A 15,459-nucleotide genomic window follows, 5' to 3' on the forward strand; every position below is an offset into this window, starting at 1 on the left:
TTCAGAGAAGCGCAGCTTACAAACTTTTAGGAGGGCCAACATGAAAAACTTAATGAAAATGAACCCGAGAGATACGGTAGCTGTAGCCTTACGGCCGATTGCTGCCGGAGAAGAACTCACGATAGACGGACTAACGCTTCAGGCCGCCCAGGAGATTCCGCAGGGGCATAAGATTGCCCTGACCGGTTTCAGCAGCGGAGACATCATTACCAAATACGGTTCCCCGATCGGCCATGCCACGGCTCCGATTGCCGCAGGCGACTGGATTCATACGCATAACATCAAAACCAATCTGTCCGGGGAGGAAGAATACGAGTATGTGCCTGATGTCCATCCGGTGATTTATCCGCGCCGTGATTTGACCTTCCAGGGGTACCGGCGGAGTAACGGCAAGGTGGGCATCCGTAATGATCTGTTCATTATTCCGACCGTGGGCTGTGTGAACGGCGTTGCCGAGCAGATGCTTCAGGAGTTCAAGGCCGAGCATCCCGATCTTGGCGGATTCGACAACCTGACCGTGCTGAAGCATCCTTACGGCTGCTCCCAGCTGGGCGATGATCACCGCATGACCCGCAGCATTCTGCTCGATGCCGTTAATCATCCCAATGCAGGCGGTGTACTCGTCTTCGGCCTTGGCTGCGAGAACAATATCGTCTCCGAGTTCCGCAGCATGCTGGGCGATTATGACGGGTCCCGGGTTAAGTTCCTGGTGGCCCAGGAGGTAGGCAATGAGCTGGAAGCCGGTCTTGTGCTGCTGGAGGAGCTGTATGAAGCCGCTGCGAACGACGTTCGTGAGCCGGTTCCGCTCAGTGAGCTGAACATCGGGCTGAAATGCGGTGGCTCGGACGGATTCTCCGGCATTACGGCCAACCCGCTGCTGGGCGCATTCTCCGACTTCATCATCTCTCAGGGCGGAACCTCGGTGCTGACAGAGGTGCCGGAAATGTTCGGTGCGGAGAAGGTGCTGATGGCCCGCGCTGAGAGCAAGGAGGTCTATGATGATATCGTCTCGCTGATCAATAACTTCAAGCAGTATTTCCTCTCTTACGGCGAGCCAGTCTATGAGAATCCGTCTCCGGGCAACAAGGCCGGCGGCATCAGCACACTGGAGGACAAATCGCTCGGCTGCACCCAGAAGGCCGGTTCGTCGCCGGTGGTGGATGTATTGCAGTATGGCGTGAAGCTGCGCAAAAAAGGGCTGAGCCTCTTACAGGCTCCCGGCAACGATCTGGTCGCTGCGTCTGCGCTTGCCGCTTCCGACTGCCAGCTCGTGCTGTTCACCACCGGCCGCGGCACGCCTTTCGGCAGCTTTGTGCCTACGGTTAAGATAGCAACGAACAACGACCTTTTTGCCAAAAAAGGCCACTGGATGGACTTCAACGCAGGCCCCCTGCTGGAAACGCCGATGGCCGATGTGCTGGAGGAATTCATCACATATATCATTGATGTCGCCAGCGGCCAAAAAACACGGAACGAGCAGAATGAAGTGCGTGAGCTGGCTATTTTCAAAACAGGCGTTACCTTGTAGAACTTATTCCAATCCATTCAAAGGGAGATCCTACTCATGTTCCTAAACGAGGACTTCATGTTGTCCGGCGAAACAGCACGGCTACTCTTTCATAATCACGCCAAAACCATGCCCATTATCGATTACCATTGCCATCTGGACCCGCGCGAAATCTATGAGGACCAGCCCTTTGAGAATCTGACCGCAGCCTGGCTGTACGGCGATCATTACAAATGGCGGCTGATGCGTGCGAACGGCGTTCCTGAATCGCATATTACCGGCGACGCCTCTGATTATGATAAATTTCTGGCCTGGGCCCGTACACTGCCTAAGGCAGTAGGCAACCCTCTGTATAGCTGGACGCATCTGGAGCTCCGCCGTTTCTTCGGTGTAGAGGAGCTGCTGAATGAAGCCACGGCGCCGGCCATCTGGGAGAAGGTCAACCGCAAGCTGGCTGAACCGGGCTTCACCCGGCGCGGCCTGATCCGCAGCAGCGGTGTCAAGGTGATCTGCACCACCGATGATCCGGCAGATTCCCTGGAGTATCACAAGCTGCTGCAGGGGAGTGAGACCGCCTTCCAGGTGTTCCCGACCTTCCGTCCTGACAAGGCGCTGAACATCGATGCCGAAGGCTTCGCCGCCTGGACCCTTAAGCTGGAGTCGGCCTCCGGCCTGCCGGTCAAGAGCTATGCCGGGTTGCTGGATGCCCTGCGTAACCGGGTTGCCTTCTTCCACGAGCAGGGCTGCCGCCTGTCGGACCATGCGCTGGATATCCTGCGTTACGAAGCAGGTGCGCCTGAGATCGTTGAAGCTATATTCGCCAAAAGAATGCAGGGTGCTGTGCTGTCACCGGAGGAAATCACCCGCTACCGCACAGAGCTGCTGACCGCGCTGATCGGTTTCTATCATGACAAGGGCTGGACCATGCAGCTTCACCTGCATGCTTACCGCAACAATAACACGCCGATGTTCCAGCGATTGGGACCGGATACCGGCTATGACGGCATCAACGATCTGCCGCTGACCACAGCGCTGTCGCAGCTGCTTGACCGGGCCGAGAGCGGCAGCGGCCTGCCGAAGACGATCCTCTACTCGCTGAATCCCGGCGACTACCCTGCCCTGCTGGCTCTGCTGGGCTGCTACCAGAAGGACACCCCCGGCAAGCTCCAGCTTGGCTCCGGCTGGTGGTACAACGATACGCGCAGCGGCATGCGCCAGCAGCTGACCCTGCTGGCTGAGAACAGCCTGCTCGGCAACTTCGTCGGCATGCTGACCGATTCGCGCAGCTTCCTGTCGTATACCCGGCATGAATATTTCCGCCGGGTCCTGTGCGGGCTGCTCGGTGAACTCGCCGAACGCGGGGAAGCGCCGGATGACCTAGAAGTTCTGGGGGCTATGGTCCGGGATATCTCCTACAATAACGCAGCCGGATATTTCGGCTTCCAGACTGCCGGCAGCGAAGCCGGAGTCACCGTCTAGATGGAGGCATGCTGAAGATGCCGACTATCTATATCGCCGGAGACTCTACCGCCGCCCAGAAGGGCGGCGGGGAATGGCCAATGGCCGGATGGGGCGAGTACCTGCAGCAGTATGTCAGCCGGAAGGTGCAGATTGAGAACCGGGCCATCAACGGACGGAGCACACGCTCCTTCCTGGCAGAGGGCAGACTGGCAGACATGGAGCGGGATTTCCTCCCCGGAGACTTTCTCCTGATCCAGTTCGGCCATAATGACCAGAAGCTGGAGGACCCTCTCCGTTACACGGAGCCGCATACCGAATACCGCCGGAATCTGAAGATATTCATTGATTCCGCCCGCAGCCGGGGCAGCTTCCCTGTACTGCTGACTTCCGTGAGCCGCCGCCGCTTCACTACGGACGGGGAACCAGACCCGCAGGCTGTCGGACTCTATCCGCAGGTTATGCGGGAGGTTGCAGGGGAGACCGGAACACCTCTGCTTGATATTTTTGCCGCCTCCCAGCAGCTCTACCGCAGACTGGGAGTGGAAGCATCGGCCGGGCTGTTCATGCACCTGCCGCCGGGCGCACGCCCCAACTACCCGGACGGCATTACCGATGACACGCATTTCTGCAGCTCCGGGGCGCAGCAGATCGCAGCGCTGGTAGCCGAAGCGCTCGCACAGTGCGCGGAGCTGAAGCTGCTGCATCCGTATCTGCGTGCGGGTATAGCTGGGGGTCGGCAGGCGAGGTAGCCGAAACGCTAGCGCAGTCCGCGAAGCTGAAACTACTGCACCCGTATCTGCGGGTGTAGCTGTGGGAAGCAGACAAGTGTGTAGTTTGGATTAGGTTATGCATGAGCCTGTGGAGCATTGCAAACATAGCGCACATTATTCGCCATCCTTACATGTTGCTTCAATCCTCAGACAGTATGATCGGGCCGCCTGTGACCACTTTTGGACATAGGCGGCCTTTTTAGTGGCGCTCCATGCGAACTCTTATATCTGAATACAAAGGAGTCTAACCCTATGACCGTTCCATTTCACCTGGGCGTCCGTGCCCATGACTTCAAGCGTTGTCCGCTGCCGCAATTAATAGATAAGCTGAAGGAGCATGGCTTCCCGGCGATTCAGTTAGCGCTGCATAAGTCTTTTCCGGAGAGTGTGGCTGAGCTTGGCGCACTAAGTCCGGGTGCTGCTGCGTACTATGGCGATGCCTTCAGACAAGCAGGTATCAAGATTGCTGTCCTTGGCTGTTATGTGAACATTATTGATGCTGACCCTGCCAAGCGCGCGCAGGCGCTGAGCGACTTCAACACTCATCTGCGGCTGGCCCGAGACTTCGGCGCGAGTCTGGTCGGTACGGAGACCGGCAGTGTAAGTCAGGGGTATACACCGGATAACTTCACGGAGGAGGCTTTTGAACAAGTGGTTGACTCCGTCAGTGCCATGGTTGCTGAGGCCGAACGCTTCGGAGTAACTGTAGGCATCGAGGCAGGCGTCAACCACCCGCTCTACACGGCCCAGTTAGCCCGGCGTCTGCTGGATACTGTACCGTCTAATAACCTGCAAATTATACTGGATGCTGCGAATCTGATGACCCCGGACAATTATCTTCAGCAGGAGCAGATTGTGGCAGAAGCGCTGGAGCTGCTCGGCAACCGGATCGCGGTTTTGCATCTGAAGGATTTCACAGTTAAGAACGGCGCCATCTACATCGTTCCTGCCGGACAAGGGATGCTGAACTTCGCCCCGCTGCTCCGCTACATGAAATATAAGCGCCCGAATATCCAGGGCCTGCTGGAGAGTACTCCTGAGGAACATCTCCAGGCCAGCGCGCAATTCCTGCGGAACATGTATAACGAGGTTTAACAAAAGTGCTCTGCGGATGGATGTTGGGCGCTTGATGAGGGTAATCTTGCACAAACTGCAGCTTCTCCCCCAACATATACACTCATAACTAAAATTGTTGTACAAAAGGCAGGATTCCTCCTCTAACTAAGCATCTTGGCCTGCACATTCCTGCATTTCCTGCAACAATCCTCTGGCAGGCCCCTATTTCGGGGTAGCCAGGTTGCATAACTTGCAACATTTGAGGGTATTTGCTCTAAGTGAGCGGTCCACTAAACGAGTGCTCCCGTAAACGGAGCACTTTATGAATAGCAATAAGACCGCCCATAGTTAACCGGGCGGTCCGTTGCTTGGTGCCGCTATTCCCCGGCCTCGGGGGAAATCACACCTTTTTTGAGTATAATGTTCCCGTAGAGTGCCTCTTCCCCTGTAATTAGAATGGCGTAGCCGTGCTTGGAGCGGTCATAGAAGTCGAAACGCTCTTCATACTCCACCTGCACCGCAGGATCATGCCGGGTGAGAATCTCCTTGTACGTGTCCCATATCACAGGGACTGTGGGGTCTCCCTCCACTACAGCCATGAAGGCCGCCTGAGCCGGAGCATAATGATCCAGCGGTAGCAGCTCCAGGATGGCGTCAAGCAGCCGGGGGATACCGATTCCGTCAGCCCGCAGCACCCGGGAATGCAGCGCATGTCCCGGATAATTGGCGTCTGCCAGCACCAGCTCATCCCCGTGGCCCATCTCCATCAGGGTGCGGACGAGCTCGGGGGAGAGCAGTTTGGGTATTTTTTTGAGCATATTCCTATCTCCTCTCGGCTTCATTACATCCCGTAAAATGATCTCAGCGCCACCAGCTCCTCAATCCGGTGCGGCGGCAGCTCACGCTCTCCCCCGATCATGCGGGTCAGGAAGGTCAGCTTCGCCGTGTACTCAAGCCGCTCCATGTTCATATAAGCAGCCATTACATCCTTGCCCCAGGTCAGGGCCCCGTGGCTCTCCAGCAGCACAGCGGTCTTCTTGCCCAGGAAGGGAGTCAGCGAATCCGGGATCTCTTCGGTCGAAGGCGTCCCGTATACCGCCAGTGGAATGTCTCCCATGGCAATGACGGATTCCGGCATCATCATTTTGTCCAGCGCTTCCCCCTTGATGGCAAAAGCGGTAGCATACGGCGGATGCGCATGAACCACCCCGCCCATCTCCGGCAGCTCATTGTAGATCTTCAGGTGCATTTTCACTTCCGTGGACGGCCGATAGCCCTCCGCTGCATCCAGGATCTCACCCTGCAGATTGACTTTGACCAGCATATGCGGCTGGAGATAGCCCTTGCTGACTCCCGTGGGCGAAGTAATGACCTCAGTGGCCGACAGGCGGGCGGAGATATTGCCGTCATTGGCCGCGATGAAATCCTTGTTGAACAGATTCCGGCCGATATCGCAGATTAGGCGCCGTAGTTCTTCTTCATGATTATTCATAATTGCCTCCTTGATTGCTGCTTAATTGCTGCTTGATTGCTGGTTGAAGCTTGTCAGTTCTGATGTGATAAAGACGGCTGGTACCGGAGCGTTGAACAGGACCGGGCTGCCACCCTTGGGATCTCTGCGGGATCGACAGCACCGAGCGCCGTCAATTGCACCAAAAGGTTGCCGATCGCGCTCGCTTCTACCGGTCCGGCAATAACCTCTTTACCGGTGGCATCCGCCGTCAGCTGGCACAGCAGCTTGTTCTGAATGCCGCCGCCGACCATGTGAATGCGGCGCACCGGACGGCCGGTGAGCGCCTCCAGCTCACGGATCGTATCCGCGTAAGACCGGGCTAGACTCTCCAGAATGGAGCGGATGATCTCCGCCCGGGTCTGCGGCACCGGCTGCCCGGTGCGGATGCAGTAGGATTCAATCCGCAGCGGCATATCGCCCGGTGTGCTGAAGAGCGGATCATTCGGGTCCAGCATGGCGATGCACGCCTTGGACCGGTCCAGCTGCCCGGCCAGCTCGGCGGCTTCCTGATGGCTGAGCGGTTCCCCCGCTTCAGCCCAGCACCGCTGGGTCTCCTGGAGCAGCCAGAGGCCGGTGATATTCTTCAGCAGCCGGTTGGTGCCGCCGAAGCCGCTCTCGTTGGTGAAGCCTCTGGCCCGGGCGGCATCGCTTAATACAGGCTCTGCTGTCTCCAGGCCCACCAGCGACCAGGTTCCGCAGCTGATGAATGCAGCGGACGGCAGCGTGGGGCTGAGTCCGGCGGGCCGGTCAGGTCCGGCGGAGCTTGGATCTGGGGAGCTAAGATCGGCGTTGCTAGGATCAGCGCTGCCAGGGCCGACACAGCTAGCATCGGTGCAGCTAGAGTCGAATCCGCCGTAAGGAATGGACGCCACGGCGGAAGCCGTATCATGCGAAGCTCCGGCGATGATCTGGAGCGGGCCGCTGCCCAGCTCTTCCTGGAGTGCGGGCCGGAGCTCCCCCAGCACCGTGCCTGCCGGAACCAGCCGGGGCACAAGCGTCACCGGCAGCTCCAGCCTGCGCAGCACTTCGGCTGCAGGCGCTGTGGACTGCGGATTCAGCAGGCCGCTGGTGCTCCAGATGGTCTGCTCGGCCACGGCCACACCGCTGAGCATATAATTGAACAGATCCGGCATCAGCAGCAGCTGTCTGGCGGTTGTCCGCAGCTCCGCCTTCGCCATAAGATCGGCAAACAATTGATACACCGTGTTAATCGGGCTGGATTGGTTGCCCGTCAGCTTGAATTGCTCTGCCGGAGGCAGCGCAGCCTCTAGTGCTGAAGCGAAGTCCGCCGTCCGCTGATCCCTGTAATGATGCGGAGCGTACAGCAGCCCGCCCTGCTCATCCAGCAGGCCGTAGTCGACTCCCCAGGTATCCACGCTCAGAGAGCGCAGCGGGCCATACTTTGCCGCAGCCGCTGCAATCCCTTGCTTGATCTCCTCAAGCAGCCGCTGCACATCCCAGTGCAAATGTCCGTTGACCTCTACCGGTCCGTTAGGGAAGCGGTGAATCTCCTCCACTGTCACCTTCCCGTCCCTGTAGCTTCCCAGTATCACTCTGCCGGAGCTGGCTCCCAGGTCGATGGCCAGCAGCCGGATTCCTTGGTTACCGGTTACCTCCATAACTTGCGTCTTCGCCTCTGTCATCTTCCCACCTCTTCACGTGGAGGATTAGTAGAGCGGGCCAAAGTTGCGGCAGGCTCTGTAATCGGCACTCTCCAGATTCTCTGTGCCGAACAGCGACCAGACGCGCGGGCGGAAAATCCGCGCTTCTTCCACGTTATGCATACTAACCGGAATCCGCAGGATCGAGGCCAGCGTAATGAGATCTGCGCCAATATGTCCGTAGCTGATCGCCCCGTGATTGGCACCCCAATTGTTCATCACATCGTAGACAGACTGGAAGGAGCCATGACCGGTCAGCTTCGGAGCGAACCAAGTTGTCGGCCAGGTAGGGTCTGTGCGCTGGTCGAGCGTGTCATGAACCTCTCCCGGCAGTTCTACAGTGTAGCCCTCTACCAGCTGGAGTACAGGTCCCAGCCCCTTGACCAGATTGAGCCGGGCCATGGTGACCGGCATGCCGCCCCGGGTCAGGTAGTCCGTGGAGAAGCCGCCTCCCCGGAAATATTCCTGGGAAGCCGGGCGGAACTGGGTCTGTGCGATACAGGCAGCTGCCTCTTCATCCGTGATGTCCCAGAACGGCTTGATCGCCGGCTTGCCGTCAATGCTCTGCTCGCCGGTGCCGTCCAGCGCTGCCGAGCCGGAATTAATCAGATGCAGCAGGCCGCCTGCTGCCGCTCCCTCCAGCTCATACCCGGTCACGCGCTTCACGGCAGCCGGACTCCAGAAGGTGCGCACATCGGCAAAGATCTGCGCCGTATTCGTCAGCAGATAATTGAACAGCATCGTCACCCCGTTCAGGCTGTCATTCTCGGTGGCGACGATGTAAGGCGCCCGTCTGCCGTTCCAATCGAACGAGGAGTTCAGAATCGTCTCCATGAAGTCGCCGTTCGGGAAATGGTCGGTCCATTGCCGCTGGCCCTGGAAGCCGCCCAGCAGGGCATTGTGACCGCCCGCTTCCTCCTCGAAGCCGAGCTTCGCAAGCTGCGGATTGCCGGTCATGAGATCACGGGCAATCAGCGTCATTTTGACAACCGTCTCCCACTGCTCTTCCTTAACCTCTTCACTGAGCTGCAGATGCTGCGGGTTATTATCCGCCCCCACACGGCAGTTGTCCTTCACCCAGGCCAGCGCCCGCGCGAACTCCTCGGGATCATAGATCCCTTCCTCAAATCTGCGTACAAATTCAGACATATCGATATATTCATTGCGCATGCCGAGATATTCCTGGAAGAACTGCTCGTTGACGATGGAACCGGCAATCCCCATAGACACGGAGCCCATCGACAGATAGGACTTCCCCTTCATCAGAGCAGCCGCCAGCGCGGACTTCGCGAATTGCAGCAGCTTCACCTGAACATCCGCCGGGATCTCCTCGCTGCTGGATTCCTGGACATCCTCTCCGTAGATGCCGAAGGCCGGAATGCCTTTTTGCGCATAAGCAGACAGAACTGCCGCCAGATATACCGCCCCGGGGCGCTCCGTTCCGTTGAAACCCCATACCGCATGCGGAATTGTCGCATCCATGTCCATCGTTTCCGATCCATAGCACCAGCACGGGGTGACTGTAATGGATACGCCTACACCTGCACCCGCGAACTTCTGCGCCGCCGCAGCAGCCTCCTTCACGCCGCCAATCGTAGAATCGGCAATGATACACTCCACCTGTGAACCATCCGGATACCTTACATTCTCCTGCAAAAATGCCGCCACGCGCTGCGCCATGCCCATCGTCTGCGCCTCCAGCGATTCGCGCACCCCGCGTCTTCTGCCGTCAATTGTCGGCCGGATTCCAATCTTCGGATATTTTGCTGTCACTGCTGTTCCTCCCCGGATCATTAGTTAATGGTATGAGAACATTACACTGGAGCTATAGCTCCGATTAGTAAGCGCTACCAAATACAGCCTCTGCGGTCTGCACCCTCTTGTCTTTCGCCGCAGGCTTTCCATTTCCTCTACATCATAGAATCACTCACCTGCAAAGTCAACACTATTCCACACATTAATTTTGGTTGTTATGTGGTTTTGTGTGATATAATGACGTTAAACTGTGGAATCCTCTGTGATTGCGGGATTTATGTTAGGCAGCAGATTATAGTAAACTGTATACAACTACATAACGTAAGGGTGGGCATAATATGAAGGCTTTTGAACGGCGGGATCTGGTCATTAATGAGCTCTACAGGCATAAGAAGGTTCACGTTGCGGATCTGGCGCAGAAATTCGGTGTATCGGAGGAGACGATCCGGCGCGATCTCGACCGGCTGGACAAGGAGGGCATTGCCAAGAAGAATTACGGCGGGGCGATTCTGAACGTCCACACCAACGAGGACCCTTCCTACTCGCACAGGCATCAGGTCAACATTGAAGCGAAGCGGATGATTGCGGCAAGGTTGCTGGAGCTGATTAATGACGGGGACAGTGTGATGACGGACACCAGCACAACGGCTTTTGAAGGCTTGCGGAGAATCGTCGAGGACAAAAAAAATCTGACCATCATCACCAATTCCCTGGCGGTATTGTCAGAATTCCAGCATTCCGGGCAAAAGCTCATCTCCACGGGGGGCCTGCTCGGGCCGGAGACCAGCTCTTTCGTAGGGCCTACGGCCTCGCAGACCATCCTGAAATATAATGTGGATGTGGCTATTTTCAGCTGCAAGGCACTCTCCATGAACGGCGGACTCTGTGATTCCAACGAGGCGGAGACCGAGCTTAAGGTGCTGATGCAGCAGCAGGCGAGCAAGGTGGTCCTGCTGGCTGACCATTCCAAGTTCGACCGGATCGCCTTCATCCGGCTGTTCAGCTTCGACAAGGTCGATTATATCGTCACCGATCAGCGGCCGTCTGAGGAATGGATGGAGTTCCTTGCCAAGTATCAGATCTCCCTGCTCTATCCTGCGGATTCACAATAAGTCTTAATGCTCACGCTTAAAAGCCTGCGCCGACACGTACACGAACCGTTCCGCTCTGGCCATCATATGGAACTTCTGCTCCGGGAAGTGGCGGTACAGGTAATCCACGAAATAGCCCGGATTCTCGGTGTTGCCGGCGAACAGGTCATAATGCAGCGGAACCACGGTCTCAAAGCCTGAGGTTGCCGCAAATTCCGCCGCTTCCCGGTAATTCATATTGCCGACGATATTGCGGCTTCCCCGGTAATAGTCGCGTCCGTTAATCGGCAGCAGCGCCAGATCGATCTTGCGGCTACCTACCTCCTCAATCAGCTCAGGGAACAGCACGGTGTCCCCGGCATGATAGAGCGTCACCCCGTTCAGCTCCAGAATGTAGCCGACATACTTGGGATTGCCCTGTTCATCGCAGTCCAGCTGTTCGTGCGCCGCTGCAACGGGAATGACCTTCAGCCCGCTTGCAGGCTCTGCTTCACCGGGAGGCAAGGCAGCGGTCAGCTGCTCCTTGCCGATGCCCAGCTCCTGCAGACGCTCCAGGCAGACCGCCGGAGCCATGAACTGCGCCTGCGGATTCAGCCCGGCAAGCACGGGCAGGGCCTCCTCATCCAGATGATCCGAATGGTCGTGGGTAATCAGGCAGACCTCCATATTCTTAATATCTGCCGGTGCAACCGGCGGCGGGAAGCTGCGGTCCGGATTCGGTGATACATACGGGTCAATATATACGGTTACATCTGCGCCCTTGACAATAACGCTGGCTTGTCCGAGAAACCAGACCGCCAGGCAGCCGTAAGGCACCTCTGTGCTGCGGATTTCTTCGATTAATTCTGGTCCTGCTAATGGCATAGCGGGTTGCTCCCTTCCTCTTCTATCGCTCATTCATCATAGCTGGCTGTTTCATCCCTGTTTAGTTTATACCCGCGAGAAGACAAATGGAAGCGCTTGTGATAATCCCTGCTTGTTACCAATGCCATTTCATGGGTACAATTATTAGATAGTCTACTTCTATAATGGACAGATAAAGGACAGGTGAAATGAATGCAGAATTACGGATTCGCAAGAGTCGCCGCCGCTTCCCCGGAACTCCGGGTGGCCGACTGCGTATTCAATGCAGACCAGATAATTGAAGCCATCAATACAGCCAGCACCCAGGAGGTGGAGTACCTGGTACTCCCGGAGCTGTGCATCACCGGCTACAGCTGTGCGGACCTGTTCCTCCAGCCCCGGCTGCTGGAATCCGCGATGCAGGCGCTGCTGCGGATTACAGCCGCAACGGCAGAGCACCGGATGATTGTCATTGCCGGTCTGCCGGTCTCCATCAAGAGCAGGCTGTTTAACTGTGCCGCTGTCCTCCAGCAGGGCCGGATTCTCGGGATTGTGGTCAAGACCTGCATTCCCGGCTACAGCGAATTCTATGAGCCGCGCTGGTTCGCCGGAGCCGAGGAGCTGGAGGTGACCGAGCTGCGGATCGGCGGATCGGCGGTGCCGGTGGGCAATGATCTGATTTTTGCCTGTGAGAGTGACGGGAACCTGTCGTTCGGTGTGGAGATCTGCGAGGATCTCTGGGTGCCGGTGCCGCCAAGCAGCCTGCTGGCCCAGGCCGGGGCCACGCTGCTGTTCAACCCGTCGGCCAGCAACGAGCTGGTCGGCAAGGCTGATTACCGCCGCCAGCTGGTCGGCAGTCAGTCTGCCTCCTGTGTGGCCGGTTATGTCTATGCCAGCTGTAATACCGGCGAGTCGACAACAGACGTTGTCTTCGGCGGACATTCGCTGATCGCGGAGAACGGCCAGCTGCTGGCCGAATCGGAACGCTTCACCCACGAGAGCCGGATGATTACCGCCGACATTGACCTGCCGCGGATGCAGTATTCCCGCACCGTGATGGGAACGTTCCGGGCCGGCAAGGGCGGACGCAATTACCGCGAGATTCTCTACGCTGCGCCGCTCAGCAGCAGCACCCGGCGGGAGCTGAAACGAAGCGTAGGCGTCAACCCGTTCGTGCCGGGCAATCCGCTCCAGCGGGACGAACGCTGCCAGGAGATTCTCTCGATCCAGACCTCCGGTCTGATGAAGCGCATCCGCCACATCGGCACCAAGCAGGCTGTGATCGGCATCTCCGGCGGCCTCGACTCTACGCTTGCGCTGCTGGTTGCCGTGCGGGCTATGGAGCTGCTCGGGCGTCCGGCCAGTGATGTGCTGGCGGTCACAATGCCGGGCTTCGGCACGACCAGCCGCACGTACGACAACGCGGTAGGCTTGATCAAGGCACTCGGCGCCTCGATGAAGGTCGTTGACATCAAGGCGGCCTGCCTCCAGCATTTCGCGGACATCGGCCACGACCCCGAGGTGCATGACCTGACATACGAGAACGTACAAGCCCGCGAGCGTACCCAGATTCTGATGGACCTCGCCAACAAGAACGGCGGGATTGTCATCGGCACGGGCGACCTGTCCGAGCTGGCGCTGGGCTGGTGTACCTATAACGGCGACCATATGTCGATGTACAGCGTGAATTCGGGCATTCCGAAGACGCTGATCCAGTATGTTGTCGCCTGGTATGCAGACCACGAAGCACACGAGACGGTGAGCAAGTATCTCTACAGCATTATCGAGACCGGAATCAGCCCGGAGCTGCTGCCACCTTCGGCAACCGGAGAGATTGTCCAGCTGACCGAGAATATTCTGGGCCCTTACATTGTGCATGACTTCTTCCTGTATTACATGCTGCGTACAGGCGCTTCTCCCGGCAAAATGCTCTATCTCGCCCAGCACGCCTTCGGCGAAGCCTATCCTAAGGAGCAGCTAACCGCCTGGCTGAAGGTGTTCGTCACCCGCTTCTTCACCCAGCAGTTCAAGCGCTCCTGCCTGCCGGACGGACCGAAGGTCGGTACGGTCAGCCTCTCGCCGCGCGGCGACTGGCGCATGCCAAGCGATGCTTCCGCCGCGCTCTGGCTGCAGGAAATCGAAGAACTGTAGCTCCTGGCCGCAGCAGCATGGCCTAAGGCAAAGAGGCGTCCCCCATCATCGCAGGATGATCAGGGACGCCTCTTTTGTCAGCAATCTGCTTCACTCGTACCGATTATCAAGAATCAAGACTTCATCGCTGCCGAACGGAGTCTGAATCGTTACCGTCTCTCCCGGGCACGCCAGAATCAGCCCTCTGCCCATGGGCGACCAGAGTGAGATGCAGAATTCATCCAGCTCGGCTTCACCGGGGATGACAATCCGGTACGGCTCATCAAGCGTCTCCTGGCCGATCCGCAGCGACACCCGGGACCCGACCAGCACCATAGAACGCTCTAGCGCATCGTTGTCACCGGACAGAATCCGCTCCACCGTCTCCTGATAACGCTTGATCATCGCCTGTACCTCTGCCCGCTCAGCCGGGGACTCCCATGTTCCCCTGTCCAGAATGGAGAATTTATGCTCATCGAGATAGACCAGCTGCTGCACCAGCTCCTCGCGTAAGGAAACTGTTCTGAGACTATGGCTCATAGTAGATTTCACCTACCTTCTTCATCAGGTCATGCTCGAAAATACGCTTGTTCCTGCTCATAGCCCTCAGTCCTCCCATATAAGAAAATAGATCCCGCGCAGGGACCTATTCTCTATGATAGCATCTTTCCCGGGAAAGACAATCTCATGTGCAGGGGATGGCGCGCTCCGGTTCAACGCTTCACAGAATCGGCAGATTTCCCGGACGTTCCGGCAACGGCCCGGCTGTACATATTCAGGTCCTGCAGCTTGATCAGCACCTTGCCGAACCGTCCGCCTTGGCGGACAACGACTTGCTGCTGCGGGTATGCCGTGTGCAGATAATCCGTAACTGCCTTGCGGGTAGCCTCTCCCCCATCCAGATGATGCAGCGGCAGCATCTCCATCACCTCTGCGGCTGCTGCCTCCAGTGATAGCTCCTTGCTTTTCGCTTCGCGGGTAATGATCGTCTCATAGGAATAGCCCTTCAAATATAATAATTGAGTCAGATAAGCCATATCCGAGGACTCTGCATGAACCTCCCGGCCCGTCAGCAGCGGCAATACTTCATTCATCAGGCTATGCTCCTGCACACCTGCCGAGGTGCTGATATAACAGTATTTCCGGGCACAGCTGATCACCTTCTCCGTGCTCTCCCAGTCGAAGACCGCAGGACACATGGACACGAAGACCAGATCGAAGGCATTCAGCCAGCCCCGCGCGGCAATGTCGATATTCTCGAATGCTTCATGCACCAGCTCCACCTGTCCCGTAGCCGCTCCGGCCGTGTTCTTCAGGAACAGCTCCGCCAAGGGAACATTAGGCTCTACTGCTGTAACCTTGGCCCCCCGCTCGATAAAAGGAACCGTGAACCCGCCCGAAGCCGCCCCCACATCGAGAACAGTCAACCCGTTAAAATCCACACCCTGGCCTTCCATCCAGCCGATAATCCGCTCACTCCGGTCCCGCCCGGCACTGCTGAATACCTCTTCATTGAACACCTGCGCTTTATGATCGAAGCTCGTGTGCGGGTTCATGCCCATCGCCTTGAACTTGTTGGCCATTGCCTTGGGATCTTCCTTCCAGGCCTTCTCCCATACGCTTGCATCGAATAATCCGTTATTCATTACTAATTCATCCTCTCCTGAGTGTC

The 15,459-nt window shown here is 57.5% G+C and carries 13 protein-coding genes; 6 read left to right on the plus strand and 7 right to left on the minus strand.

What is annotated here, in order from left to right; genetic code table 11:
- The first annotated feature begins 40 nt into the window (after positions 1–40).
- From NST26_RS22005 to NST26_RS22020, 4 genes are all read left to right on the plus strand, one after another.
- The gene (locus tag NST26_RS22005) at positions 41–1,528 is read left to right on the plus strand and encodes a UxaA family hydrolase (protein WP_036731758.1); all 1,488 of its coding nucleotides are present in this window, start codon (positions 41–43) and stop codon (positions 1,526–1,528) included.
- A gap of 36 nt (positions 1,529–1,564) precedes the next feature.
- Positions 1,565–2,986, plus strand: coding sequence for a glucuronate isomerase (gene uxaC, locus NST26_RS22010; RefSeq protein WP_036731756.1), 1,422 nt, complete (start codon positions 1,565–1,567; stop codon positions 2,984–2,986).
- 17 nt (positions 2,987–3,003) lie between these two features.
- Positions 3,004–3,717: a rhamnogalacturonan acetylesterase gene (locus NST26_RS22015; protein WP_340951371.1), complete on the plus strand. Its 714-nt coding sequence runs from the start codon at positions 3,004–3,006 to the stop codon at positions 3,715–3,717.
- 273 nt (positions 3,718–3,990) lie between these two features.
- Positions 3,991–4,833: a sugar phosphate isomerase/epimerase family protein gene (locus NST26_RS22020; protein ID WP_340951369.1), complete on the plus strand. Its 843-nt coding sequence runs from the start codon at positions 3,991–3,993 to the stop codon at positions 4,831–4,833.
- 338 nt (positions 4,834–5,171) lie between these two features.
- Here the strand turns inward: NST26_RS22020 and fucU are convergent, their stop codons facing one another.
- From fucU to NST26_RS22040, 4 genes are read right to left on the minus strand one after another with little or no spacing between them, the layout of a single operon-like run.
- Positions 5,172–5,612, minus strand: a complete 441-nt coding sequence (fucU, locus tag NST26_RS22025) for an L-fucose mutarotase (RefSeq protein ID WP_340951368.1) — start codon at positions 5,610–5,612, stop codon at positions 5,172–5,174.
- A 23-nt stretch (positions 5,613–5,635) separates the two neighbouring features.
- Positions 5,636–6,286 (minus strand): class II aldolase/adducin family protein, encoded by a 651-nt coding sequence (locus tag NST26_RS22030; protein ID WP_036731751.1) that lies wholly within the window; start codon positions 6,284–6,286, stop codon positions 5,636–5,638.
- Between the two features lie 53 nt (positions 6,287–6,339).
- The gene (locus NST26_RS22035; protein WP_340951365.1) at positions 6,340–7,950 is read right to left on the minus strand and encodes a rhamnulokinase; all 1,611 of its coding nucleotides are present in this window, start codon (positions 7,948–7,950) and stop codon (positions 6,340–6,342) included.
- A gap of 24 nt (positions 7,951–7,974) precedes the next feature.
- Positions 7,975–9,741 carry an L-fucose isomerase gene (locus NST26_RS22040; protein WP_340979789.1) on the minus strand — a complete coding sequence of 589 codons (1,767 nt, stop codon included), beginning with the start codon at positions 9,739–9,741 and terminating at the stop codon, positions 7,975–7,977.
- Between the two features lie 320 nt (positions 9,742–10,061).
- On the opposite strand from NST26_RS22040, the gene NST26_RS22045 reads away from it, so the two are divergent.
- Positions 10,062–10,835 (plus strand): DeoR/GlpR family DNA-binding transcription regulator, encoded by a 774-nt coding sequence (locus NST26_RS22045; RefSeq protein WP_036731747.1) that lies wholly within the window; start codon positions 10,062–10,064, stop codon positions 10,833–10,835.
- A 3-nt stretch (positions 10,836–10,838) separates the two neighbouring features.
- On the opposite strand, the gene NST26_RS22050 is transcribed toward NST26_RS22045, so the two are convergent.
- A complete protein-coding gene (locus NST26_RS22050; protein ID WP_155991678.1) occupies positions 10,839–11,678 on the minus strand; it encodes an MBL fold metallo-hydrolase in 840 nt (279 codons plus the stop codon).
- A gap of 192 nt (positions 11,679–11,870) precedes the next feature.
- On the opposite strand from NST26_RS22050, the gene NST26_RS22055 reads away from it, so the two are divergent.
- A complete protein-coding gene (locus NST26_RS22055; protein WP_036731742.1) occupies positions 11,871–13,808 on the plus strand; it encodes an NAD(+) synthase in 1,938 nt (645 codons plus the stop codon).
- A 90-nt stretch (positions 13,809–13,898) separates the two neighbouring features.
- On the opposite strand, the gene NST26_RS22060 is transcribed toward NST26_RS22055, so the two are convergent.
- Positions 13,899–14,327, minus strand: coding sequence for a GreA/GreB family elongation factor (locus NST26_RS22060; protein WP_036731739.1), 429 nt, complete (start codon positions 14,325–14,327; stop codon positions 13,899–13,901).
- A 173-nt stretch (positions 14,328–14,500) separates the two neighbouring features.
- On the minus strand, positions 14,501–15,433 hold the full coding sequence (locus NST26_RS22065) for a class I SAM-dependent methyltransferase (protein ID WP_051478586.1): 933 nt from the start codon (positions 15,431–15,433) through the stop codon (positions 14,501–14,503).
- Positions 15,434–15,459: the final 26 nt, after the last annotated feature.

This window comes from Paenibacillus sp. FSL R7-0128, assembly GCF_038002245.1.
GTDB classification, from domain to species: Bacteria; Bacillota; Bacilli; order Paenibacillales; family Paenibacillaceae; genus Paenibacillus_AQ; species Paenibacillus_AQ silagei.